This window comes from Novosphingobium aquimarinum (assembly GCF_009746585.1).
GTDB lineage: Bacteria > Pseudomonadota > Alphaproteobacteria > Sphingomonadales > Sphingomonadaceae > Novosphingobium > Novosphingobium aquimarinum.
In genome coordinates this window covers 14864-39120 of the sequence record NZ_WRPO01000024.1, presented here as the reverse complement: position 1 = coordinate 39120, position 24257 = coordinate 14864, and the positions used below count along the sequence as shown (strand labels likewise).

The window sequence follows — 24257 nt, the reverse complement described above, 5'->3', positions numbered from 1 at the left end:
AGATGACCGGCATTTCGGATTTTTCCATCCTGGCCCCCGTGCCGCTGGAGCACCTTCAATCCGGGCGCGCAATCGCCAGCGCCACGGGTTTCGTCGCCTTCGGATCGCGGAAGTGGGAGTTGTTTCGCAAGGTCGATGAACTGCGCGGCGGCGCGCGCGTGCCGGTCCTGATCTATCCGTCGCACGAGGACGTGGACGCCAAGCTCAGTTTTGTCGTGTCCTGGCTGGGTTGGTATGTCGGCTGCGAGGAAAGCGGAAACGGCAAACATTCAAAGGGAATGACGCATCGCCCGCCGACGACGGGCCAATATACGTCCGACAATCAGGGCCACTGGGCGGTATTCTGGCATGTTTGCGATCTGCACGAGCTGCCGGCCGCGCAACGGTTGCCGATCTCCGCCATCCAGACCGTCAAGGGCGGTTGGCGCAAGACAGCCCCGCCGCGCGGACCCGAACTGGTCGCCACGCCATCGACGCTGGAGGTGCCGCTATGAGCGCGGGCCGCCAGATCGAGGCCATCCTCGTCGATCCTCCCGACTACTTCCGGTCGATCCAGGAACGCGCCACCAAGCGCTGGGACCAGCTTGAGGCGGACCCGGAGCTTGCTGGGCCTTGGCACCAGCTCTTCAAGCAGGTGCAGAGCCCCCGTCATATCCTGTCCGAGCTGCTCCAGAACGCCGATGACGCCGGCGCCAGCGAAGCGCGGGTTTCGATCGAGAACGATCGCTTCGTGTTCGAGCACAATGGCGAGGACTTCATCGAGGCCCACTTCGCCTCGATCTGCCGCTTCGGCTATTCCAATAAGCGCGCGCTGCACACGATCGGCTTCCGCGGGATCGGATTCAAGAGCACGTTCAGCCTGGGCGATCGGGTCGAGCTGTTCACGCCGACCCTGGCCGTGGCCTTCGAGCGAGCGCGGTTCACCGAGCCCCACTGGATCGACAGCCGCTACCAGACATCGGGAACCACGCGCGTCGAAGTGGCGATCGCTAACCCGCTGCTGCGCCGTGAGGTCGAGAAGAACCTCGACGAGTGGCTGAAGAGCCCGGTGTCTTTGCTGTTCTTCAAGAAGATTCGTCGCCTGCGGATCGGCGACAGCGAGGTGCATTGGCAAAGTCTCGGGCCTGGCCCCATCGCCGAGAGCGAATGGATGGCTTTGGATGAGAAAGCGGATGATCCGTTCCTCCTCGTGCGGTCGGGGGAGGAAGCTTTCCCGGTCGAAGCGCTCGATGAGATCCGCAAGGAGCGGATGCTGGGGGCCGAGGACAGCGGCGATTTCCCGCCCTGCCGCGTGGAGATCGTGCTGGGCGCGAAGGGCCGGCTCTATGTTGTGCTGCCGACCGGCGTGGAAACGACGCTACCTTTCGCCTGCAACGCGCCCTTCATCCAGGACCCCGCTCGTCTCAAGATCAAGGACCCGGAGACATCGCCGACCAACCGCTGGCTCCTGAACCGCGCTGGAGAATTGGCCGCCAGCGCCATGATGGAGTGGTTAGAGCAGACGAAGACCAGCGCACGGGATCGGGCGGACGCCTATGGTCTGCTGCCCGACGTCGACCGCGAGGCGACCACGCTCGAAGGGGCGTGCGGCGCGATCGTCGAACTGGCGTTTGACGCGGGCATCGAAGACCGACCGATGCTTCTGACCGAAGAGGGACGGCTGGTCGACGCCAAGGCGGCGATCACCGTGCCGCGGCCTGTCTTCGACATCTGGCCGGCTGACCAGGCCATGGCGCTGCTCGACGCCAAATCCCGGCCGGCGCTGTGCCAGCATGTCTCGGCCAAGAACCGGACCAAGCTGGTTCACTGGGGTCTGGTCGAGGAGTTCTCGAAATCCGATTTGCTCGAGCGCCTGCGCAGCAATCATCTGCCGCGGCCCGCGACCTGGCGGCACCTGTTGAACCTGTGGGCCTATATCGCGCCCGAGGTGACGGGTTGGCAGTGTCACGACACCGACGGCCTGCGGATCGTGCCTGTGCAGGGCAAGGAGGTGCTCTACGCGGCGTCGGAGATCGTTCGGCTCGGCGAGAAAAAGCTGCTTCAGTCGGAAGAGGATTGGGAGTTTCTCGCCAGCCATCTGATCGTCCTCAACCAGAACTGGACCCGCTTCCTTGCCGAGCAGCGCCGCGACAAGGCAGAAGGAGAGAGCCGCAACGACCCGGTTGAGGCGGCCTTCGCGGTGCTGGAGGAGATCGGCCTCGAAGGAACGAGCGACGTCAACGCCGTGATCGAGCGGGTCGCTGCCGACTATTTCGCGGCCGGCCAGCCGAAGCTCGCTGAGTGCGTCCAGCTCGCCCAGATCGCGGCCAAGCTGGGCGTCACTATTGGCGATTCTTTCCGGTATGCCTGCGCCGACCTGAAACTTCGGCCGATCGGCAAGGGAGTGTTGTTCGACGAGAATGGCGCGCTCGAGGAGTTGCTGCCGGAGTCCGTCCGAAAGACGCAGCTCCTTCACGGTGACTATGTGGCGAGCTTCAAATCCTGCACCCGGGAGGATTGGCTGCGCTGGGTGTCGTCAGGCCGTTCGGGGCTTCAGACGATGGCGCCGCTCGCGCAGAAGCGGACCAGCCTCTACGGACGCCAGCGCGCGGTGACGGAGGCCCAGGCGCGCGGCCAGCGCCAGGCGCTTTACTATGCCTATGTCACGGAGAGCTTCGTTCTCGATGACTGGGACTTCCCGGCCGATTACTGGCGGCATTGGGAGGCGTTGTCGAAGGCCGATCCCGACATCTGGGCCAAGGTGGTTGGAAAGATTCTCGAACAGCGCGACGCCTACTGGTCGCGAGCGTCGAGCGCTCGCCTGTTGCAGGTGGCGACCACCGGATCGACGCGATCGGTCAGTTCGGAACCGTTGCTGGCGGACTGGTTGCTGAAGTTGCGGGGCAAGCCCTGCCTTCCCGACATCCGCAACATGATCCAGCTCCCGGCCGACTTGGTGCGCAGGACACCGGAGACGGAGGCATTGATCGACGTCGAGCCCTTCGTGCATGGCTTGCTCGATCGGGAAACGACGCGCCCGCTGCTCGATCTTCTCGGTGTCCGCAGCACGCCGAGCGGTCCCGGACGTCTGCTCGACCGCCTGCGCGCCCTGGCGAAATCCGACAAGGCCCCGGCGCATGAGGTCGAGAAATGGTATCGCCGCCTGGATCAGATGCTCGACGGGTGCTCGACCGCTGACGCGCAGAACATCAAGAACGCCTTCAAGGCAGAGAAGCTGATCCTCGCCCAGGACGGGACGTGGGCGACGTCCGGCGGCGTCTTTCTGGCCGGCGACGAAGAGGATGTTCCCGGCGCGGCGGTCGTGCGCGCCTCCGTGCTCGACCTCAGCCTGTGGCATCGTATCGGTGTCGCCGATCGTCCGTCCGCGGATCTGGCGTTGCAATGGCTTGGGACGCTGGCCTCGGGGAAAGCGCTCTCGGCCGACGACGCCCGGCGTGTTCGCACGTTGCTGGTCCGATACCCGATCCGCATCTGGGAGGAGCGCGGGCACTGGCTGAACCTCGTGGGCGAATGGGCGCCGGTCGATACGCTTGCCTATGGTCTGAGCATGCAGACCCTGTTCCGGTGGAGCCATCTGCACGAATGGGTCAAGCGCAAGACCGCCGATTTTCAGCGGCTGTCGGGGGAGACCGTGCAGGCGCCGCCATTCTCGGCGTTGCCGGCCTTGTCGGACCTCGTTGAGGAGCATTTCAACCAGCCGTCGCTGCTGGCCGGCATCGAAGATCGCCGCGCCTGGCTGACGGCGTTCGGAACCCAACTCGCACGGATCGAGCTTGCCGATGCCGCCGAGACCGAGCGCGTGCGGGCGCTGGCGGAAGCGATCGCGGCGACGAGTTGGGTCCAGACCCCCAAGCTGGAGGTCATTCCCTATCTCGACGGCGTGCCCGCTGGGACGGCGCGGCTCACCGACATCCTGTGGCTCGACGGCAAGCTGTTCGTCAGCCCGCTATCCAAGGCCAAGCTGGCGAAGCGGGTCCCGGAAGAGATTGGTAGGAGCTTGAGTGCGGATATTCGCGCAGCGCTGGCCTATGCGTTCGAGCGCTCGCCCGAGGACATCCGGGAATATCTCGAGGAAAACTTCACGCTCGGCCCCGAGCAAATGGTCTCTGCGCCGATCGCCGAGGCCCAACCGGACGCCGTTCCCGGCGATGATGATGAGAGCGACGAAACCGCTGAAGGCGCGGGGGACGACGCCGAGCCGGTCGATGCGGACGATCTCCACCTGGCGGAGGAGGACGAGCCCGCGACGCTCCCCGAACCCGCGCCTCCCACGGAAGAGCCAGATCGCGAGCTGATCGAAACGGAGGTTGCGACCAGGCCGCGCGCCGCGCCGAAGCCCCCACGCCCGAGCGTTATGGCGCGCTTTGCGTTGGCCCAGGGCTATAAGGTCGACGGCGAGGATCGCTTCTTTCATGCGGACGGGAGCTGGATCGGCCGCGGCAACGGCACGCGCTTTCCATGGGAGCGCCGCTCTGCGGGTGGTGAGATTCTTCGCCACTACTATCCAAAGGATCACTGCCTGGAGCACGAACCGCTCCAGCTTGAGGCCGACGTCTGGGGTTTGCTCGACCAGAAGCCGGACCTCTATTCGTTCATTCTCATCAACCCCGAGGGTGATGCCGTCGAGATGACGGGCGCCCGCCTGCGCGCATTGCGCGACGGCGGCGAACTGACCATCCACCCTGCAACCTACAGGCTTGTTTATGACCTCGACGAATAACCCCAAGAAAAAGCTCATCGAGGTCGCCATCCCCCTCGAAGCGATCAACAAGGCTTCGGCTCGCGAGAAGTCGATCCGCCATGGGCATCCGTCGACGCTGCATCTGTGGTGGGCGCGACGTCCACTGGCGGCGTGCCGAGCGGTGTTGTTTGCTCAACTCGTTGATGATCCGGCGAGTCACCCGGAACAGTTCCCGACAGATGAGGCGGTGGAGGAGGAGCGTCAGCGTCTCTTTCGGATTATTGAGGATCTAGTGGAGTGGGAAAACTCTACAAGAGATGAAGTTCTTGGCCGTGCTCGTGCTGAGATTGGCAAGAATTTCCCCGATGGCTTGCCATCAGTTTACGACCCATTCTCGGGTGGTGGTTCGATCCCGCTGGAGGCTCTTCGTCTGGGGCTTCCCTCCGAGGGGTCTGATCTCAATCCCGTCGCGGTAATGATTGGCAAGGCAATGATCGAATTACCGTCGAAATTCAAAGATCAAAAGCCTGCCCATCCCGGAAAACCAGAGCGCCTGCATTATCGCGGGGCGGAAGGTCTTGCCGAAGACATTCTTTGGTATGCACGGGCGCTAAGCGACAAGGCGTGGGAGAAAATTGGACATCTCTATCCGCAGGTCGCTCTTCCTAAGAAGGATGGGGGTGGCGAGGCCACCGTCCTTGCCTGGTTGTGGGCCAGGACCGTTGCCAGTCCGAATCCCGCAGTGCGGGGTGCTCATGTTCCCCTGATTTCCAACTACTGGCTCTGCAACAAGCCGAAGAAATCAGTGTGGGTGAAGCCGGTTGTCAGCGGCACCGACATCTCCTTCGAGGTGCATAATGGGAAGCCCGATGACGAAGATGCCGTGGCGGCGGGGACCAAGGCGGGGCGAGGTGCGAACTTCAGGTGCTTGCTGACTGGTGACGCCATCACTGCTGACTATGTGAAGGCCGAAGGCATGGCCGGTAGGATGGGCTGGCGCCTTCTTGCCATCGTCGTGGAAGGGAAAGGCGGGCGTCGATACGTCGCCCCGACCAAAGAGCACGAGGCTCTGGCTTTCAGCGAGAAACCCGACTGGAGACCGGAATATCCTCTGTCGCAGCACCCCCAGTATATGAGTGTGACCAACTATGGTCCCACCAATATCTCCGACCTCTTCATGGACCGGCAGACCATCGCACTGAATACCTTTATGGGGCTGGTCCCGGAAGTAGTCCGAGACATTCCAGATTCGGCATATCGAAAGGCGATGCTCTCATACTTGGTATTAGGTGTGAGCCGTTTGGCGAACAGGCAGTCCACGAGCACGTTCTGGCATACGTCCGGCGAGAAGGTGGAGCAGGTGTTTGCCATGCAGGCCCTGCCCATGCGGTGGGACACGGCTGAAGGAAATCCGTTCTCGTCCTCCTCGGGCAATTTCATCGGTCAGGTCGAATATCTGGCCAAAGCCGTGGCCGCTCTTCCCTGTTCGGAGCAGGGGGGCGTCGAACGTCAGATGGACGCTCAGAACGTAGATTTCTCAGGCTTCGTCATCTCTACCGACCCGCCTTATTACGATAACGTCCCTTATGCGGATTTGTCCGATTTCTTCTATGTCTGGTTGAGGAAGGGGCTCGCGAGCACCTTCCCGGACCTGTTTTCGACCATGCTGGTTCCCAAGCAAGAGGAACTGGTTGCCGACTACAAACGCCATGGCGGCAAGGTCGAGGCCGACAGCTTCTTTCTCGAAGGCATGACTACCGTCATGCGCAACATGGCGACCCAAGGCCGGCCCGATGTGCCTGCCGCGATTTACTATGCTTTCCGACAAGGCGAGGTCGATGAAAGCGGTTTCTCGGTTAAGGGCTGGGCGACCTTCCTTCAGGCGATTGTCGACGCCGGCTATTCGATCGGGGCGACATGGCCGGTGCGGACCGAGCTTGTCGGCAACCTCAAGAAAAACAAGAACGCGCTCGCCACGTCTGTCGTCATGGCGTGCCGGCCTCGCGCGGGGGACGCCGAGACGATCTCCCGCGTTGAGTTTATCCGGGCGCTGCGCCGCGAGCTGCCCGCAGCCCTCAAGGAGATGCACCGTGCAAGCATCGCCCCGGTGGATATTCCCCAGGCGTCCATCGGCCCCGGCATAGCTATATTCAGCCGCTATGCCTCAGTGATTGAACGTGATGACAGCCCGATGTCGGTGAAGACTGCCTTGCAAATCATCAACGAGGAACTGGATCAGTATCTTTCCTCCCAGGAAGGTGATTTTGATCCCGAGACGCGCTTTGCCGTGACCTGGTTCACGCAGCATGGCTACGAAAAGGGCGTGTTCGGCGATGCCGATAACCTCGCCCGTGCCCGTGGCATCTCGGTGGACGATGTGCGTCATGCTGGCATCGTGGAATCGTCGGCCGGCCGGGTCCGCATCTACAAGCGGGAGGAGTTGGAGGAGGATTGGGATCCCGACACCGACCGCCATCTCACCGTGTGGGAATGTTGCCAGTATCTCGTGCGTCAGCATCAACTGGATGGCTTGTCGCATGCTACGGCATTGCTCCTGAAGAAGTTCGGGAGCGACAAGGCGGAGGCGGTGAAGGATCTGGCCTACGTCCTGTATGAAATCAGCGACAAGCGGCGGCAGGACCGCCAAGAGGCGACGGCCTACAACGCGCTCGTCACCGATTGGACCGAGCTGACGCGGCAGGCCGCTGCGATCCACGACACCGTCGGCGATCGTCAGATCAAGCTGGACATCTGAGGGGGGGAGAACGTGGCAAAAAGCACGCGCCAATATGTGTTTGAAGGAATGGAGTTGCTTCCGGCGGCACTCATTCCATTCGTGGAGAAGAGGCTGGAAAGTTCGCTCAAGGGGCACTGGCAAGTCCAGGTTCTGGAGAAGCTGCCGAGCCTGCGCCCCAACAGCAATGGCGAGGTCGGTTGGGATCAGGCCGCGCTGTTCAACGCGATGGACCGCTTCTGGAGCGAGGCGTTCAAGGCGGTTCTCGGCCGCGCCGAACGCTCGCTGGTCAATGAACTGGGCGATGTCCGCAACAAGCTCTCGCATAACGAGACCTTCACCTACGACGACGCCGAGCGCGCGCTCGATTCCATGCGCCGCCTGATGGAGGCGATCAGCGCCGGGGAGACGGCCGAGCAGCTCGGCAAGATGCGCGACACCATCCTGCGCACGAAGTTCACCGAGCTTCAGCGCAATGAGGAGCGGCGGAAAACCCAGCGCCTCGAAATCTCGGTCGAGACGGTGGCGGGGCTTCTGCCGTGGCGGGAGGTGGTCGAGCCGCACCAGGATGTCGCCACCGGCGAGTTCCAGCAGGCCGAGTTCGCGGCCGACCTCGCCAAGGTGCATTCGGGCAGCGCGCCACCTGAATACCGCGACCCGCGCCAGTTCTTCAGCCGCACCTATCTGACGGAAGGTTTGAGCGCGCTGCTGATCGGTGCCGCGAAGCGGCTGTCCGGCACCGGCGGCGATCCGGTCGTCGAACTGCAAACTAACTTCGGCGGCGGCAAGACGCACTCGATGCTGGCGCTCTATCACATGGCGGGGCCGACGCCGGTGCAGGACCTCTCCGGCCTGGACCAGTTGCTCGAAAAGCAGGGACTCAGCGTGCCGCAAGGCATCAACCGCGCCGTGCTCGTCGGCACATCGCGGGGGCCGCAGGACGTGCTCCATGCCGAGGGCGACCGGAAAATTCGCACGACCTGGGGTGAACTCGCCTGGCAGCTCGGCGGCGCCGATGCCTACGCGATAGTGGCGGAAAATGACGCCAGCGGCATCGCGCCGGGCTCGAACCTTCTGGAGGCGCTCTTCAAGAAATATGCGCCGTGCCTGATCCTGATCGACGAATGGGTCGCCTATCTGCGGCAGATATACAGGGTCGAAGGGCTGCCGTCCGGGTCGTTCGATGCGAACCTGTCCTTCGTCCAGTCGCTGACCGAGGCGGTCAAGGCCAGCCCCGGCACGCTGCTGGTCGCATCCTTGCCGGCCTCGCAGATCGAGGTGGGGGGTGAAGGCGGTCAGGAGGCGCTGGCCCGCCTCAAGCAGACCTTCAGCCGGGTGGAATCTTCGTGGCGGCCGGCGAGCCAGGAAGAGAGCTATGAGATCGTCCGGCGGCGGCTCTTCAAGGACATTCCCGGCGACAAGTTCCATCACCGCGACAACACGCTGAAGCAGTTCGCCAAGCTCTATCGGGAGAACGGGAACGATTTCCCGCAGGGCTGCGCGGACGAGGACTATCGGCGCAAGCTGGAGAAGGCTTATCCGATCCATCCCGAGCTGTTCGACCAGCTCTATACGAGTTGGGGCTCACTCGAAAAGTTCCAGCGCACGCGCGGCGTGCTGCGCCTGATGGCGCAGGCCATTCACGAGCTTTGGATGAGCGCCGATCCGTCGGTGATGATTATGCCCGGCAGCGTGGCGGTGAGTTCGCCGCGCGTGGAGCCAGAATTGCTGCATTATCTCGAGGTTAGCTGGCAGTCGATCATTGCCGGAGATGTCGATGGCACGACGTCCACGCCCTATAAGATCGATCAGTCGGCGCCCAACCTGAACCGCTATTCGGCGACCCGGCGCGTCGCGCGCGCAATCTTCATGGGCACGGCGCCGACGCATCAGCAGCAGAACACCGGCCTCGACGACAAGCAGATCAATCTTGGCGTCGTGCAGCCCGGCGAGCGTCCGGCGATCTTCGGCGATGCGCTGCGGCGGCTGACCAACCAGGCCAAGTTCATGCACGCCGATCTTGGCCGTTACTGGTATTCGATGTCCGCGAGCCTCAACCGCATTGCGGCAGACAAGGCGGCGCAGATCGAGGCGGCACTGGTCGACGTGACGATCGACGCGGAACTCGGGAAATATGTGAACGGTCTCGCCGATCGCGGTCATTTCGACGCCGTGCAGGTCGCGCCAGCTTCCTCAGCTGAAGTGCCCGATGAAGCCGGAGGCGTGCGGGCCGTGGTGCTGGGGGTGGCGTATCCGCACAATGGGCGCGACACCTCGGAAGCACTGACTGAGGCCAAGGATATGCTGATGCAGCGCGGCACCACGCCGCGCGTCTATCGCAACATGCTGGTGTTCATCGCGGCGGATTCGCGCCAGCTCGACAACCTGAAAGACGCCGTGCGTGCATCGTTGGCCTGGGGCGAGATCGTCCGCGACACGGAGCGCCTGAACCTCACCCAGAGCGACAGCGCGCTCGCCAAGGCGAAACTGGCCGAAGCCAACGAGACGATGAAGACGCGCCTGAAAGAGGCGTGGTGCTATCTGCACTACCCGGCCCAGGAGAATGCCCAGGCCGATGTCGAATGGGTCTCCGGCAAGGTTCCGGCGCAGGACGGGCTGTTGGGACGGGCGAGCAAGAAGCTCGTCGCCGAAGAGGGATTATTGACCGAGCTGGGGCCGTCGCGTCTCGATCGTGATCTCCAGAAATACATCTGGAACGACAAGCCGCGGTTGTCGCTCAAGGATCTGCGGGAATATCTCAATCGCTACATCTACCTGCCGCGCCTGAAAGGGCAGGACGTCCTGGTGAAGGCTGTGCAGGCGGCGATCAGCGGCATGTTGCCCGGTCCCTTCGCCTATGCCGAGCGGTGGGATGAAAAGACGGGCACCTATCTGGGGCTCGCGATCGAACGTGCGGGCAACGCGCCCGTGGTCATCGACAGCGACAGTGTCATCATCAAACCGAATGAGGCCGAGGCGCACCGTCCGCCGCCGGTGCAACCTGGCCCTGGGGACGCACCTGGAAGCCCTGATGGCGGCACGCCGACGCCCGGCAGACACGATGTAGGCGGCGGGCCGGTGACACCGCCGACGGAGAAGAATCCGACGCGCTTCACCGGCGCCGTGATGATCTCACCGGAGCGGCCGGCGCGGGATATTCATCAGATTGTCGAGGCGATCGTCGAGCAGCTCACCACGCTTCCGGGCAGTCGCGTGAAGTTGAAGCTCGAGATCGAGGCCGATGTGCCTGGCGGTCTGGATCGCGCCAAAGTGAGGACTCTGGTGGAGAACGCCAATACCCTCGGATTCATAGAGAAGTCTGTCGAATGAGAGCATAGCAATGGTGGGTGGTCGCGTGGACTGAAACTATATTTGTTCAGGAGTGGGGGATTCGCCGTGATGTAACTTTCTGCTCGGCAGAATAGGAAGGTGGCCCCGCTATGCTCAGGTTGCGTCATATCCAATACTTTGTCACGGCTTCCGAGCAGGGGAGTTTTCGCAAGGCGGCCGCCCTTCTGCACATTCAGGAGTCTGCCGTGAGCCGGCGCATCCGCGATCTTGAGGATCGGCTCGGCGCTTCCCTGTTCCACCGCCATCCCGGCGGGGTTTCGCTCACGGTGGCAGGGCAGCGTTTCCTTCGCCGTGTCCGCGTCGCCCTTCAGCAGATTGAGCTTGGCTTCAACGACGTCGCTGCGATCGGCCGATCCGAGGACGGAATCATCAAGGTTGGCATCTTCTCATCGCTGGCGTCGGGCTTTCTGTTCGAGTTGATGAAGACGCTCGACGACGAGCACCCGCGGGTGGCGGTCGAGCTGATCGAGGGCAATCCGTCGGTCCATGTGGCGGCGGTCCGCCAGCTCCAACTCGATGTGGCGTTCATCACGGGCACGTCCGAATGGCCCGATTGTGAGAGAGAACAGCTTTGGTCGGAGAGGGTGTTCGCCGTACTGCCCACGGAACACGGCCTGGCGACGAAGCAGACCCTGCATTGGGACGATCTCGCCGGCGAAAACTTCATCGTCAGCAATGCGGCGCCAGGGCCGGAGATCTATGACTATCTGATCCAGCGACTGGCCGGTCTCGGCCACCATCCGAATATCCACCCGCACTATGTCGGCCGGGATGTCCTGCTGTCGATGGTAGCCATCGGGCGCGGGCTGACGCTGACCAGCGAGGCGACCACAGGGGCTCAGATTCCCGGTATCGTCTATCGCCCGATCATGGGCGAGGTCTTGCCGTTCAGCGCGATCTGGTCGCGCCGGAACGACAATCCGGCCTGCCGCAGGTTTCTGAGCCTCGCCCGGATACTGTCGCAAACCGATCGGAGGGCTGTCAGGCAGGCGGACGCGGTGATGAACCCGCCTGCTTCGCCTTCGCAAAACCGCGATCTGTCGCCATGAACCGCTCCAGCATGGGAACGATCAGGCGCACCGGATCGGTGGCCGCCTGTCCCGCCTCGCGGCCGAGAATCTCCGCGTAGGTTGTGAGATCGCGGTGAAGGCTGGCGGGCAGCTCGAGCGTGATCTTGACCGGCTTGTCATCGGCGATCGGGCCGAGTTTCAGCTTCGCCATGTCAGCCTCCGTAGGGTTCGAGCACGAGATCGCGCGTGACGATGACGCGGACGGGGAAGCCTGGCCGGATGGTGAGCGTCGGCGCGATGTTGAGCTGGCGCTGGACGATCTGCTGCCCGGTCTGGCTGATGCTGTCGGACGCGCCGTTGCGCAGGGCGCGCACGATGTCGCTTTCCTGCCCGGATGAGCCGGCTTCGGCCCCGACGCTGAGGAGGGTCGAGAGCGCCGCGGCCTTGAACAGCTCGCCCCAGTGATAGTCGACGCCATCCTCCAGCCCGGCATAGCCTTCAGCGTCAGCGCCAGGCTGGCGTTCGAGGACGATGGAGCGGCCGTTGGGGAAGATCAGCCGGTTCCAGACCAGCAGGATGCGGCGCTGGCCGAAACCGACGCCGCTGTCATACTGGCCGATGACGCGCGTGCCCTGCGGGATCAGCAGGATGCGCCCGGTGGGGCTGTCGTAGATGTTCTCCGTCACCTGCGCGGTGATCTGGCCGGGAAGGTCGGAGCGGATGCCGGTGATGAGCGCGGCGGAAATCACCGCGCCGGCCTGAAGCACATTGGCCGATGCGGGCGCCGCGACCCGATCGGGCGAGACCGTGCGTTTGTCGGGCGCCTGGTTTAGGAAAGCGAGCTGGCGATCCTGCGCCGAGGGCGTCGCGGGTTGCGGCGCGAGGCCGAGGCTGGCGAGGTCGGTCGCGGGCGCGGCCGCAGGCGCGGTTGGTGCGGCGCTGGCGGGCCGTGTCTCCGTCGACGAGAACAGACGCGCGGTGCGCGCCGCTTCCAGCTCCTGCGCGCGGCGCTGTTCCTCCGGGCTCGGGCCGGGGGACGCTGGCGTGGTCATGCCTGGTGCGGGAATCGGCTGGCCGCCATTCTGCGCGCTGAGGATCGGGCGGCCGAGATCGCCGGGCAGCGGCGGGCCGAGTCTGGGAACACCGCTATAGTCCTTCGGCAGACCGTTCAGGCCATCGGGTGTGCTGCGGTTGTCGGTGGAAAAGAGTTCCTGCCCCTGATTGCCTACGTTGCGGGTCTGGAGCGCATAGAGCAGCGCGCCACCGACGCCGAGGCTGGCGACGAGTCCCAGCCCGGCCAGCACTTTGCGCGACAGGCGGGTGACGCGCGGAGGCTCGGGCCGCAGCCGCATCGGCGTGACTGGCTCGCCGGTGAGCGGCCGGTCGTCGGTCTCGTCGGCCGCGTCCGGCTGCGGCGCCCCATCGGGCGTCCGGCTCTCTTCCCTTTCGGGATCGCGTTCGTCGCTCACGATGCCGGCCTCCCGTCGGTGCGGGAGATACGCACGCGCTTCTGGGACTTGCCTGCCCCGAAACGCAGCTCGGCGGCGGCGAACAGCCGGTCGACGATCATGTAGTTGCCGCGCACGCGGTAGTTCACCAGTTCGGAGGTGTTGCCCTCTGCGCCGACGACGAACAGGGGTGGCATTTCGCCCTGGCCGATGCCGCGCGGAAACTCGATGAACACCTGCCGGCCGTCATCGAACGCGCGCAGCGGCCGCCACGGCGCTCGATCGCCGCCCACATCGTAGCGGAAGTTCACCCGCGCGAGGTCGATGCCGGTGGCGACGGGCTGCGCCGCCTGCGCCTCGGCATTCTGCCGCCGTAGCGCGATGAGCTGGTCCTGCGGATATTGCCAGGAGACCGACGCCATGTAGGTCGAAGGCGTCGAGCGCAGTTCCATATGGTAGGTGCGGCGGTCGGTGTTGATGACGAGGTTGGTGAGCAGTTCGGGCCGCGTCGGCTTGACGAGGATGTGGATCTGCCTGGCGGCGCCTGCGCCGCTTTCGGTATCGCCAATAATCCAGCGCACGGTGTCGCCAGCGGCGACTGGTCCGGCGCCGACGAGCTGTTCGCCAGGCTGGAGCGCGATGTCGGTGATCTGCCCCGGCGAGGCATAGACTTGGTAGAGCGCGCCGTTGACGAAGGGATAGACCTGCATCGAGTTGATGAAGCCGTCGCGGACGGGTTGGACCCGCGCGGCGGCGTTGGCCTGGTTGACGCGCACGGTCGGGTCGGCGGCTTCGGGAACGGGCTTGCCGTCCTTGCCGACCGGCTTCAACTGGCCGGGAAGCGGCAGGGGCTTGGGGAGTTCCACGACCTGCACGGGACTGGGCGGTTCGGTCGCCTGCACGGCGGGCATGGCGTTGTCGTAGGCGATTTCGGGCGGCGGCATATTGCTGGTGGCGCAGCCGGCGAGCGCCGAGGCGCAGAGCAGCACAATTGGCAAGCCGGATTTACGGAAAGCCGGATTGGCGTGGATGCGGAAAGCCGGACGCCCTGCACTCCAGGGGGCGGCTTTACGGAGTGCTGGCGTCATTGTCCAAGCTCCTTCGACCAGTTGATGGCGTTGACGTAGATTCCGAGCGGGTTCTTCTTCAGCGTGTCGGCGTCGCGCGGGGGCTGCACGGCAACGGTCAGAATGGCGGACCAGCGTTCGGTGGAGGCGAGCGCGCCGTCCTGATAGCGGCGCTCGATCCAGGCGATGCGGAAGCTCGACGGCGAGGCGCGGATAACGCTCGACACCTCGACCGCCACCTGTTGCTTGCCGACCTTGGCGAAAGGATCGTTCGACCGGGCGTAGTCGTTGACGGCGAGCGCGCCGCTCTGGGTCGTGAAGTCGTAGGCGCGCAGCCAGTTCTGGCGCACGATGATCGCGTCGGCGGGAATCGAGCGGACCTGCTCGATGAAGCGCGCCAGGTAGAAGGCGATCTGGGGATCGTTCGGCCGATAGTCGGCCGTTGCCGGCGCAACGGCCTGCGCCTGTCCGAGGCGGTCGACCTGCACCACCCACGGCACGATCGAGCCGTTGGCGGATTGCCAGACCAGCGCGGCGGCAAGGCCCATCGACAGCGCGAGGGAGCCGAAGGCCATGAAGCGCCAGTTGCGGGCCTGCACGCGGGCGGAGCCTATGCGTTCGTCCCAGACTTGGGCGGCGCGTTGATAGGGCGTCTCGGGCTGCGGGGACTTGCCGTAGTGGGTAGCGGGTCGTTTGAACATGGTCAGTCGCCTTCGGAGAGATTGACGGTGGAGCCGCCGCCGTGGCTGTCGCCGCTGCGGACAGCGTGGGCGGCGGCTTGAACGCCGTGCGTCATTTGCTGGGAGCGCTTCATGCGCCTGGCCCAGGCCGGCGGCCCGTCGGTGGTGGAAGCGGTTTGGGAAGCGGCCTCGGCTTCGCCGCCGACCGTGCCGGCGGTCGAAGCCCCGCCTGTCGCCGCGAAGGTGGAGCGCGCGCCGGATTGGTAGCTCTGCTTCAAGCTGTCGGCGGCGCGGCCAGCGGCGCGTTTCAGCGGCGAGACGGTGGCCTGTGCGCCCGCGCTGGCGACATTGCGCAGGCCGGATGCGACGGCGGATGCGCCGGTTTGGCCGGCCGCGCCCAGGCTGTAGGCGGTCGATGCGCCTCCAGCCAAAGCCGCCCCGCCACGGGCGGCGGCGGCAGCGCCGCCCACAAGGGCCGTGCCGCCGGAAACAGCCGCGCCTGCGGCAGCGGCGCCGGCCGCGATCGCACCGCCCGCGGCCAGGCCGGTTCCGATCGCGGCGCCCGCGCCGAGCTGCGGCCCGCCTGAGACAATGCCGTTGGCGATGCCGGGGCCGAAGATTCCGAGGCCCAGCAGCGACAAGGCGGCGAGCACGATCGCCATCGCGTCGTCGATCGACGGCGTGGCGCCGCCGAAGCCCGTGGTGAACTCGGAGAACAGGGTCGAGCCGATGCCGATGATGACGGCAAGCACCAGCACCTTGATACCGGACGAGATGACGTTGCCGAGCACCCGTTCGGCCATGAAGGCGGATTTGCCGAACAGGCCGAAGGGGATCAGCACGAAGCCGGCCAGGGTGGTCAGCTTGAACTCGATCAGGGTGATGAAGAGCTGGATGGCGAGGATGAAAAAGGCGAGCAGCACCAGCGCCCAGGCGAACAACATGCAGACGATCTGGATGAAGTTCTCGAAGAACGACCAGTAGCCCATCAGGCTGGATATGGAATCGAGCAGCGGCCGTCCGGCGTCGAGGCCGGTTTGCGCGACCTTGCCGGGACGCAGCAGGTCGGTGACGGTGAAGCTCGTGCCGGACGCCTTCAGGCCGAGGCCGGCGAAGCTCTCGAAGACGATACGGGCGAGATTGTTCCAGTTGCCGATGATGTAGGCGAAAACACCGACGAACAGCGTCTTCTTCACCAGCCGGGCGATGATGTTCTCGTCCGCGCCCCAGCTCCAGAACAGGGCGGCGAGCGTCACGTCGATGACGATCAGCGTCGTGGCGATGAAGCCGACCTCGGGTTGCAGAAGGCCGAAGCCGCCGTCGATGTAGCGGGTGAAGACCTCGAGGAAATGGTCGATGACGCCGGTGCCGCCCACGATCAGCGCACCTCGGGCCGAGAGGGCTCCGCCTGAATGGCGGGCGTGGCGTCGTCGGGAGCCGCGTCGGCGGGGGCGTTCGGGAACAATGTCGCCGGTCCCGCCGGCGCGGGCGCCGGGGTCGGAGCCGACTGACCGAGGAAACGCTTGCGGTTTTCGTCCCACGCTCGCAGGCAGGACGGATCGCGCGGCCCGGCTTCGCCCATGGCGCTGCACCGCGCCAGCTCCGCGCCGAGCGGATCGCGTTCCGTCACGGTGCGCGTCTGCGCCGTCGGGCTGTTTTGCCGGTCGTCCTTGCGGGTCATCTCGATCGCGGTCGCCGTGACCGCGATCGCGACGAAGACGACAGCGCCGAGGCGCGCGAGGGTCTTGCCGTCCATCGGGTCGCCCTCAGTTGCCGTGGAACATTTGCGCGTTGCCGGGCTGATAGCCGGTCCCCGGCGTCAGGAAGCGGCGGCGCTGCTCGCGGCCCTGTTCGGCGGCGGCGGCCTGTTCGGCCGATTGCAGCGCCTGTGCTCGCCCGTTGGCGGCGATGACGGCGGTGAGGTCGGCGAGCTGCTGGGCCTGGAGGGCGAGGAGCTGGTTGCCGGCCTGTGTCGCCTGCAAGGCGCCCGTCGCCGATTGGCTGGCGCCGACCAGCGCCGACATCTGCGTGCGGTTGGTGTCGATATTGCCGACGACCGTGGCCTGCACACGCATGGCGTCTTGCAGACCGCCCACCGTGTTCTGCCAGCGGGTCTTGGCGTCCGCGATCAGTTGCGCGTCCGACGCCGACAGCGACACATTGGCGTATTTGGTCTGGAACGCCTGGTCGATCTGCTGGACGTCGTAGGCGATGTTCTGAGCCTGCTGGAGCAGTTGCTGCGTGCGCTGCACCGACTGCTGGAGCTGTTGCAGCGACGAGTAGGGCAGGCTCGCCAGATTGCGGGCCTGATTGATGAGCATCTGCGCTTCGTTCTGAAGCGAGGTGATCTGGTTGGTGATCTGCTGAAGGCTGCGGGCGGCCGTCAGCACGTTCTGCACATAGTTCGTGGGGTCGAACACGGTCCATTGGGCCTGGGCCGGCGTCGCCAGGATTGGGGTGAGCGCGACAGGGCCGAGGAGCAGCGCGGCGGCGAGCCGCGCCGCGCGGGAGCGAGGCAAGGTCATGGCAGTTTCTCCTTCAGGGTGAGCGTTGGAATGAGGTCGGCCGCCCAGCCGAGATCGCGGTGGCGGAGCCAGGCGACGAGGAAGCCGGCCTGCCCGTGTTCGGCGAGTAGCCGCGCGATCGCGGATTGATCGGTCTTGGCGGAAGCAGCGCAGAGCGCGAGGGCGACGTCCGACAGCCCCAGCTCGAACAGGCGATTGCCGCGGCGGCTTTGGCAGTAGTAGTCGCGCTTGGGCATGGCCCGCGCGAGGATCTCGATCTGGCGATCGTTGAGGCCGAAGCGGCGATAGATCGCGGTGATCTGCGGCTCGATGGCGCGCTCGTTCGGCAGGAGCAGCCGGGTCTGGCAGCTCTCGATGATGACGGGCGCGATGGACGAGCCGTCGATGTCGGAGAGCGATTGCGTGGCGAAGACGACGCTGGCGTTCTTCTTGCGGAGCGTCTTCAGCCATTCGCGGATCTGGCCGGCGAAGCCTTCGTCGTCGAGTGCGAGCCAGCCCTCGTCGATGATGAGAAGGGTCGGCGATCCGTCGAGGCGGTCCTCGATGCGGTGGAAGAGGTAGGAGAGGACCGCCGGCGCCGCGCCGGTGCCGATCAGCCCCTCGGTCTCGAACGCCTGCACGGTCGCCGTGCCGAGATGCTCGCGTTCGGCGTCGAGCAGCCGCCCATAGGGGCCACCGATGCAATAGGCGCGAAGCGCCTGCTTGAGGTCGTTGGACTGGAGCAACACGCAAAGGCCGGTGATGGTGCGTTCCTCGACCGGCGCCGAGGCCAGCGAGGTCAGCGCCGTCCAGATGTGCTCCTTCACCTCCGGCGTGATGGCGACGCCTTCACGGGTCAGGATGGCGACGATCCAGTCGGCGGCCCAGGCGCGCTCGGGAACATCGTGGATGCGGGCCAGCGGCTGAAGGCTGACGGAGGTTTCCGAGCCGTCGGAAAGATCGCCGCCGAGGTCATGCCAATCGCCGCCCATCGCCAGCGCCGCCGCCCGGATCGAACCGCCGAAATCGAAGGCGAAGACCTGAGCGCCGGCATAGCGGCGGAACTGCAAGGCCATGAGCGCCAGCAGAACGGATTTACCGGCGCCCGTCGGGCCGACGATGAGGGTATGACCGACGTCGCCGACATGCAGGGAAAACCGGAACGGGGTCGAGCCTTCGGTCTTGCCGAATAGCAGCGGGGGCGCTGCGAAGTGCTCGTCCCGTTCCGGCCCCGCCCACACGGCGCTGAGGGGGATCATGTGGGCGAGATTGAGGGTGGAGATCGGCGGCTGCCGGACATTGGCGTAAACGTGTCCCGGCAGGCTGCCGAGCCAGGCGTCCACCGCGTTGATGGTTTCGGCCATCGCGGTGAAGTCGCGGCTCTGGATGACCTTCTCGACCAGGCGCAGCTTCTCGTCGGCGGCGCGTGGATCGGTGTCCCACACCGTCACCGTCGCGGTGACATAGGCGATCCCTGCGTAGTCGGCGCCCAGTTCCTGGAGCGCGAGATCGGCGTCCGCCGCCTTGTTCGAGGCATCCGTGTCCACCAGGACGGATGCCTCGTTGGTCATCACCTCCTTGAGGATCGCGGCGACCGATTTGCGCTTGGCGAACCACTGGCGGCGGATCTTGGTCAGCAGCTTCGTTGCATCGGTCTTGTCGAGCAGGATCGCGCGGGTGCTCCACCGATAGGGGAAGGCCAGCCGGTTTAATTCGTCGAGCAAGCCCGGCGTCGTCGCTGTCGGAAATCCGGTGACGGTGAGGACGCGCAGATGCGCCTGCCCGAGACGCGGCTCGAGGCCGCCGGTCAGCGGCTGATCGGCCAGCAGCGCATCGAGATAGATCGGCGTCTCGGGAACGCGGACACGGTGCCGATGCGTGGAGACGCAGCCATGGAGATAGGTCAGCGTCTCGCCGTCATCGAGCCATCGGCATTCGGGCATGAAGGCTTCGACCAGGCGCAGCAGCCGGTCGGTGCGGTCGGTGAAGCCACCCAGCGCCTCGTGCGGATCGAAACCCTTCTGCTCGCGGCCTTCGTAGAGCCAGCCTTCGGCGCGGGCCGCGTCTTCGGCCGGCGGCAGCCAGGCGAAGGTCAGGAAATAGCTGGACTCGAAATGCGCGCCGGCTTCCTCGAAATCGGCCTTGCGCTCGGCATCGACCAGCGCCGACGCGGCGTCGGGAAAATGGCCGTCGGGATAGCGGTTGGAGGGATGGCGTTGCGCTTCGACGAAGATCGCCCAGCCGGAGCCGAGGCGGCGGAAGGCGTTGTTGAGGCGGCCGGCGACCGCGACCAGCTCGGCTGCGACGGCGGAATCGAGATCGGGGCCGCGAAAGCGCGCAGTGCGCTGGAAGCTGCCGTCTTTGTTGAGCACGACGCCCGTGCCGACCAGCGCCGCCCAAGGCAGGAAGTCGGCAAGCCGGGTGTTCTTGTCGCGATATTCGGCGAGATTCATCATCGTCGCTCTCCCGCTCAGACCGTGAGGTGCGCGGGGATGCGCAGGTGACGGCGGCCGACGTCGACGAACAGCGGGTCGCGCTTGGCCGCCCACACCGCCGCGACATGGCCGATGGCCCAGATCACGATGCCGGCCAGCCAGAGGCGCAGACCCAGGCCGAGCGCGCCGGCCAGCGTGCCGTTCATGATGGCGATGGCGCGCGGAGCGCCGCCGAGCAGGATCGGCTCGCACAGCGCCCGGTGAACCGGCACGGTGAAGCCCGGCACGTCTTCGGCCGCACCCAGCATCAGACCAGCGCTCCGCCGCCGAAGGAGAAGAACGACAGGAAGAAGCTCGAGGCGGCGAAGGCGATCGACAGGCCGAACACGATCTGGATCAGGCGGCGAAAGCCGCCGGACGTGTCGCCGAAGGCCAGCGTCAGGCCGGTCATGATAATGATGATGACCGCGATGATCTTGGCGACCGGACCTTCGATCGACTCCAGGATGGATTGCAGCGGCGCTTCCCACGGCATCGACGAGCCGGAGGCGTGGGCGGGAGCCGCCATCAGCACGGAGAGCGTGGCGATGGATAGCGCCTCGACGAGGCGAGGACGGATTTGGTGCAGGCGTTGGATCACAGAGCTTCTCCTTCGGGGCTGGCGGGGATGAGAGAGGGCGCGGGGCCGCCGTTCGCGCAGGCCGGGGCGCTGACGGCAGGCGCGACGCGGTAATCGCCGTCCGGGCCGAGGCCCTCGACGCGGACGAGTTCGGAAAGACGGCGTGCGGGGCCGCGGCCCGAGAGCACGGCAACGAGGTCGATCGTCTCGGCGATCAACGCGCGCGGGACGGTGACGACGGCTTCCTGGATGAGTTGTTCCATGCGCCGCAGCGCGCCGATGGCGCTGCCGGCGTGGATCGTGCCGACGCCGCCGGGATGGCCGGTGCCCCAGGCTTTGAGGAGATCGAGCGCTTCGGCGCCGCGCACCTCGCCGATCGGGATGCGGTCGGGACGCAGGCGAAGCGAGGAGCGGACGAGATCGGAGAGCGAGGCGACGCCGTCCTTCGTCCGCATGGCGACAAGGTTGGGCGCGGCGCATTGCAGCTCGCGCGTGTCCTCGATGATGACGACGCGATCGGCGGTCTTCGCCATTTCGGCGAGCAGCGCATTGGTGAGCGTCGTCTTCCCGGTCGAAGTGCCGCCCGCGACGAGGATGTTGGCACGGGCGGCGACGCCCTGGCGCAGCGCCTCGGCCTGCACCGCGGACATGATCCCGGTGCTCACATAGTCGCCGAGGCCGAACACGGCGACGGCGGGTTTCCTGATGGCGAAGGCCGGCGCCGCCACCACGGGCGGCAGCAGGCCCTCGAACCGCTCCCCCGTCTCGGGCAGCTCGGCCGAGACGCGCGGGCTGCTGGCATGGACCTCGGCGCCGACATGGTGCGCGACCAGGCGCACGATGCGCTCGCCATCGGCGGGCGAGAGGCGTTCACCCGTGTCGGCCAGCCCTTCCGAGAGCCGGTCGATCCAGATGCGCCCGTCGGGATTGAGCATCACCTCGACGACGGAGGCGTCTTCCATGAAGCGGGCGATGGCGGGACCGAGCGCGGTGCGCAGCATCCGCGCCCCGCGCGCCAGTCCTTCCGAATTGTTCTGTGAAATCGCCATCCGATCCCCGATCCAGCCGGGGAGAGATCAGACGGTCCCCGGACGGGGATGATTAAAAGAGCCAGAAATCAGGCCGGCTCAACAAGGATTTGTGAGAGTAGTAGCGTAGCGCGCAAATACAGGAGAACGGCGGTGTTGAGTAAAGTCCCGCCTACTTTATTGACGCCCCTTACTCCGGGTCGGCGGTTTTGCTGCGTTGCGAGTCGATGTCTCGCGACAGGTCTCTGAGGAAGCGATCCCCGGTCGCCAGTTTCCGGCCGAGTGTTTGCAGGAAGCTCTCGAACCGCTCCACGCCCTTGGCCCGCGCCGATGCCTGCGCGCTGTCGGACAACGGCGGCGTGATGGTCAGCCAGAAGCGGATGAACAGCGACAGCGTCTCGCCGAGAATGGCCAGGTCTTCGTCCATGCCGTCGATCTGGCGGCCAAGCCGGTCCATGCGGTGCGCGAAGACGGCCTCCAATCGCTCCGATGCGTCAGCCGAAAGAAAGGAGGCGACGGCGGCTTCGATGACGGCGGATTTGGAGACGCGGCGCCGGAGCGCCAGTGCCTCGACTTTTTTCAGAAGCTCCGGCTCGAAATAGACGTTCATGCGGGTCTTGGTCTGCATGGCCAGTCGCCTACAACTCGACGCCATCGGCCGGGTCCATCGTTGCCTGCCGGGCGATGGACCCGGCCCGCAGGCGGAGACTGCGGGCCTTGGCGGCATCGAGGTCCGGTTCGTCGTCGAGCAGGTCGAACTCTCCGAGCGCCGGGCGCTCGGGCGGCGCGATTTCCTCATGTTCTGGCAATTCCGGCTCGCGGCGGATGCCGGCGTTGGCGGGATCCGCGGTCATGCCGGCTGCGCTCCCCGGCCTCGCGCCCGCGGATGCGGTCGGGATCGCTAAGGCGGACCAATCGTCGGCGGGGGGCTTCGCCGACGCTTTCGCGCCCGCGGGTTTCGGCGGCGGCAGGATACGTTCGCGGAACCGCGCATCCTCGTAGTAGCGGGCCTTCTTCGCCCGCACCGGAGGCACGCCCGCGACCAGGAGCAATTCATCGGCGGGCGGGAGCTGCATCACCTCGCCGGGGGTGAGCAACGGCCGGGCCGTCTCCTGCCGCGACACCATCAGATGCCCCAGCCAGGGCGAAAGCCGGTGGCCGGCATAGTTGGTGGAGTCGCGCATCTCGGTCGCGGTGCCGAGCGCGTCCGACACTCGCTTGGCGGTGCGCTCGTCATTGGTGGCGAAGGCGACGCGCACATGGCAGTTGTCGAGCACGCTATTGTTCGCGCCATACGCCTTTTCGATCTGGTTGAGGCTCTGCGCGATCAGGAAGGACTTGATGCCGTAGCCCGCCATGAAGGCCAGGGCAGACTCGAAGAAATCGAGCCGGCCGAGCGCCGGAAACTCGTCCAGCATCAACAGCAGCCGATGGCGATGGGCCGAGGTCTTCAGGTCTTCGGTCAACCGCCGCCCGACCTGATTGAGCAGCAGGCGGATCAGAGGTTTGGTGCGATTGATGTCGCTCGGCGGGACGACGAGATAGAGGCTGACGGGTCTGTCTGCCGCAACGAGATCGGCGATGCGCCAATCGCAGCGCGCCGTCACCTTCGCCACGACGGGATCGCGGTAGAGGCCGAGAAAGGACATGGCGGTCGAAAGCACGCCCGAGCGTTCGTTGTCGCTCTTGTTCAGCAGTTCGCGGGCCGATGACGCGATGACGGGATGGACGCCGGCTTCGCCCAGATGCGGCGTGTTCATCATGGCGCGCAGCGTCGCTTCGACGGGACGTTTCGGATCGGAAAGGAAGTTGGCGACGCCGGCGAGCGTCTTGTCGGGTTCCGCGTAGAGAACATGGAGGATCGCGCCGACCAGCAGCGAATGGCTGGTTTTTTCCCAATGGTTGCGTTTCTCGAGCGCGCCTTCGGGGTCGACGAGAATGTCGGCGATGTTCTGCACGTCGCGGACTTCCTTGTCGCCGCGCCGCACCTCGAGCAGCGGATTGTAGGCCGACGACGCCGGGTCGGTGGGATCGAACAGCAGCACGCGGCCATGCCGGGACCGGAAGCCGGCGGTCAGGCCCCAATTTTCGCCCTTGATGTCGTGGATGATCGTGCTGCCCGGCCAGGTCAGCAGCGTGGGCACCACGAGGCCGACGCCTTTGCCCGATCGGGTCGGCGCGAAGCACAAGACATGCTCCGGGCCATCGTGTCGGAGATAGTCGCGGTCGTAGCGGCCGAGGATCACGCCGTCCGCGCCGAGCAGTCCGGCGGCCCGGATCTCCGCCGGCTCGGCCCAGCGTGCCGAACCATAGGTGACGACGTCCTTCTCGTCCCGCGCCCGGAGCACCGACAGGGTGATGGCGACGGCGATCGAGATGAACCCGCCCGAGGCCGCGATATAGGCGCCCTCGATGAAGATCGACGGCGCATAGGCATCGTAGCAATACCACCACCAGAAGAAGATCGGCGGGTAATAGAACGGCCAGCCCGCCACCTCGAACCACGGCTGTCCGAGCTGCGCCTGAAAGCCGAGACGCCATGCCGTCCATTCCGTCGCACACCAGATGGCGGTGAGCACGATGGACAGGACGATGGCGACTTGTCCCCAAAGGACACGGGTTCCAGACATAAAGGCTCCGGCCGGCAAAAGAGATGGAGCCGATCAGAGAGTATCCGCTTTGGCGAGAAGCAATAGAAAA

Annotated in this window: 18 protein-coding genes; 5 read left to right on the top strand and 13 right to left on the bottom strand. The window is 65.5% G+C overall.

Annotated elements, in window-relative coordinates; translation table 11 throughout:
* The first annotated feature begins 2 nt into the window (after positions 1 to 2).
* From GQO94_RS17740 to GQO94_RS17720, 5 genes are all read left to right on the top strand, one after another.
* On the top strand, positions 3 to 494 hold the full coding sequence (locus GQO94_RS17740; protein WP_156842745.1) for a hypothetical protein: 492 nt from the start codon (positions 3 to 5) through the stop codon (positions 492 to 494).
* Positions 491 to 4720 carry a sacsin N-terminal ATP-binding-like domain-containing protein gene (locus GQO94_RS17735; protein WP_156842744.1) on the top strand — a complete coding sequence of 1410 codons (4230 nt, stop codon included), beginning with the start codon at positions 491 to 493 and terminating at the stop codon, positions 4718 to 4720. The genes GQO94_RS17740 and GQO94_RS17735 overlap by 4 nt, the downstream gene beginning before the upstream one ends.
* The gene (locus GQO94_RS17730) at positions 4704 to 7436 is read left to right on the top strand and encodes a DUF1156 domain-containing protein (protein ID WP_156842743.1); all 2733 of its coding nucleotides are present in this window, start codon (positions 4704 to 4706) and stop codon (positions 7434 to 7436) included. Before GQO94_RS17735 ends, GQO94_RS17730 begins: the two co-directional genes overlap by 17 nt.
* A gap of 12 nt (positions 7437 to 7448) precedes the next feature.
* Complete coding sequence (locus GQO94_RS17725; protein ID WP_156842742.1) at positions 7449 to 10745, top strand: DUF499 domain-containing protein; 3297 nt, start codon at positions 7449 to 7451, stop codon at positions 10743 to 10745.
* 110 nt (positions 10746 to 10855) lie between these two features.
* The gene (locus GQO94_RS17720) at positions 10856 to 11815 is read left to right on the top strand and encodes a LysR family transcriptional regulator (RefSeq protein ID WP_156842741.1); all 960 of its coding nucleotides are present in this window, start codon (positions 10856 to 10858) and stop codon (positions 11813 to 11815) included.
* Here GQO94_RS17720 and GQO94_RS17715 read toward each other — a convergent pair.
* From GQO94_RS17715 to GQO94_RS17655, 13 genes are all read right to left on the bottom strand, one after another.
* A complete protein-coding gene (locus GQO94_RS17715; RefSeq protein ID WP_156842740.1) occupies positions 11748 to 11987 on the bottom strand; it encodes a DUF2274 domain-containing protein in 240 nt (79 codons plus the stop codon). The genes GQO94_RS17720 and GQO94_RS17715 overlap by 68 nt on opposite strands.
* Position 11988: 1 nt before the next feature.
* Complete coding sequence (locus tag GQO94_RS17710; RefSeq protein ID WP_156842753.1) at positions 11989 to 13128, bottom strand: TrbI/VirB10 family protein; 1140 nt, start codon at positions 13126 to 13128, stop codon at positions 11989 to 11991.
* 113 nt (positions 13129 to 13241) lie between these two features.
* On the bottom strand, positions 13242 to 14312 hold the full coding sequence (gene trbG / locus GQO94_RS17705) for a P-type conjugative transfer protein TrbG (RefSeq protein WP_156842739.1): 1071 nt from the start codon (positions 14310 to 14312) through the stop codon (positions 13242 to 13244).
* Positions 14309 to 14992 (bottom strand): conjugal transfer protein TrbF, encoded by a 684-nt coding sequence (gene trbF, locus GQO94_RS17700; RefSeq protein ID WP_156842738.1) that lies wholly within the window; start codon positions 14990 to 14992, stop codon positions 14309 to 14311. Before trbF ends, trbG begins: the two co-directional genes overlap by 4 nt.
* Positions 14993 to 14994: 2 nt before the next feature.
* On the bottom strand, positions 14995 to 16347 hold the full coding sequence (gene trbL / locus GQO94_RS17695) for a P-type conjugative transfer protein TrbL (RefSeq protein WP_156842737.1): 1353 nt from the start codon (positions 16345 to 16347) through the stop codon (positions 14995 to 14997).
* A 2-nt stretch (positions 16348 to 16349) separates the two neighbouring features.
* Positions 16350 to 16727: a putative entry exclusion protein TrbK-alt gene (trbK-alt, locus tag GQO94_RS17690; protein WP_156842736.1), complete on the bottom strand. Its 378-nt coding sequence runs from the start codon at positions 16725 to 16727 to the stop codon at positions 16350 to 16352.
* 10 nt (positions 16728 to 16737) lie between these two features.
* A complete protein-coding gene (trbJ, locus tag GQO94_RS17685; protein WP_156842735.1) occupies positions 16738 to 17496 on the bottom strand; it encodes a P-type conjugative transfer protein TrbJ in 759 nt (252 codons plus the stop codon).
* Positions 17493 to 19931, bottom strand: coding sequence for a conjugal transfer protein TrbE (gene trbE / locus GQO94_RS17680; protein ID WP_156842734.1), 2439 nt, complete (start codon positions 19929 to 19931; stop codon positions 17493 to 17495). The genes trbJ and trbE overlap by 4 nt, the downstream gene beginning before the upstream one ends.
* Before the next feature lie 14 nt (positions 19932 to 19945).
* Positions 19946 to 20218 carry a VirB3 family type IV secretion system protein gene (locus tag GQO94_RS17675; RefSeq protein ID WP_063987313.1) on the bottom strand — a complete coding sequence of 91 codons (273 nt, stop codon included), beginning with the start codon at positions 20216 to 20218 and terminating at the stop codon, positions 19946 to 19948.
* Complete coding sequence (locus GQO94_RS17670) at positions 20218 to 20529, bottom strand: TrbC/VirB2 family protein (protein WP_232333005.1); 312 nt, start codon at positions 20527 to 20529, stop codon at positions 20218 to 20220. The genes GQO94_RS17675 and GQO94_RS17670 overlap by 1 nt, the downstream gene beginning before the upstream one ends.
* Before the next feature lie 17 nt (positions 20530 to 20546).
* Entirely contained in the window at positions 20547 to 21578 is a 1032-nt protein-coding gene (trbB, locus tag GQO94_RS17665) for a P-type conjugative transfer ATPase TrbB (RefSeq protein WP_156842732.1), read from the bottom strand.
* Between the two features lie 169 nt (positions 21579 to 21747).
* Positions 21748 to 22185, bottom strand: coding sequence for a ribbon-helix-helix protein, CopG family (locus GQO94_RS17660; protein WP_102114760.1), 438 nt, complete (start codon positions 22183 to 22185; stop codon positions 21748 to 21750).
* A gap of 10 nt (positions 22186 to 22195) precedes the next feature.
* Positions 22196 to 24187, bottom strand: a complete 1992-nt coding sequence (locus tag GQO94_RS17655; protein ID WP_156842731.1) for a conjugal transfer protein TraG — start codon at positions 24185 to 24187, stop codon at positions 22196 to 22198.
* Between the last annotated feature and the right edge of the window lie 70 nt (positions 24188 to 24257).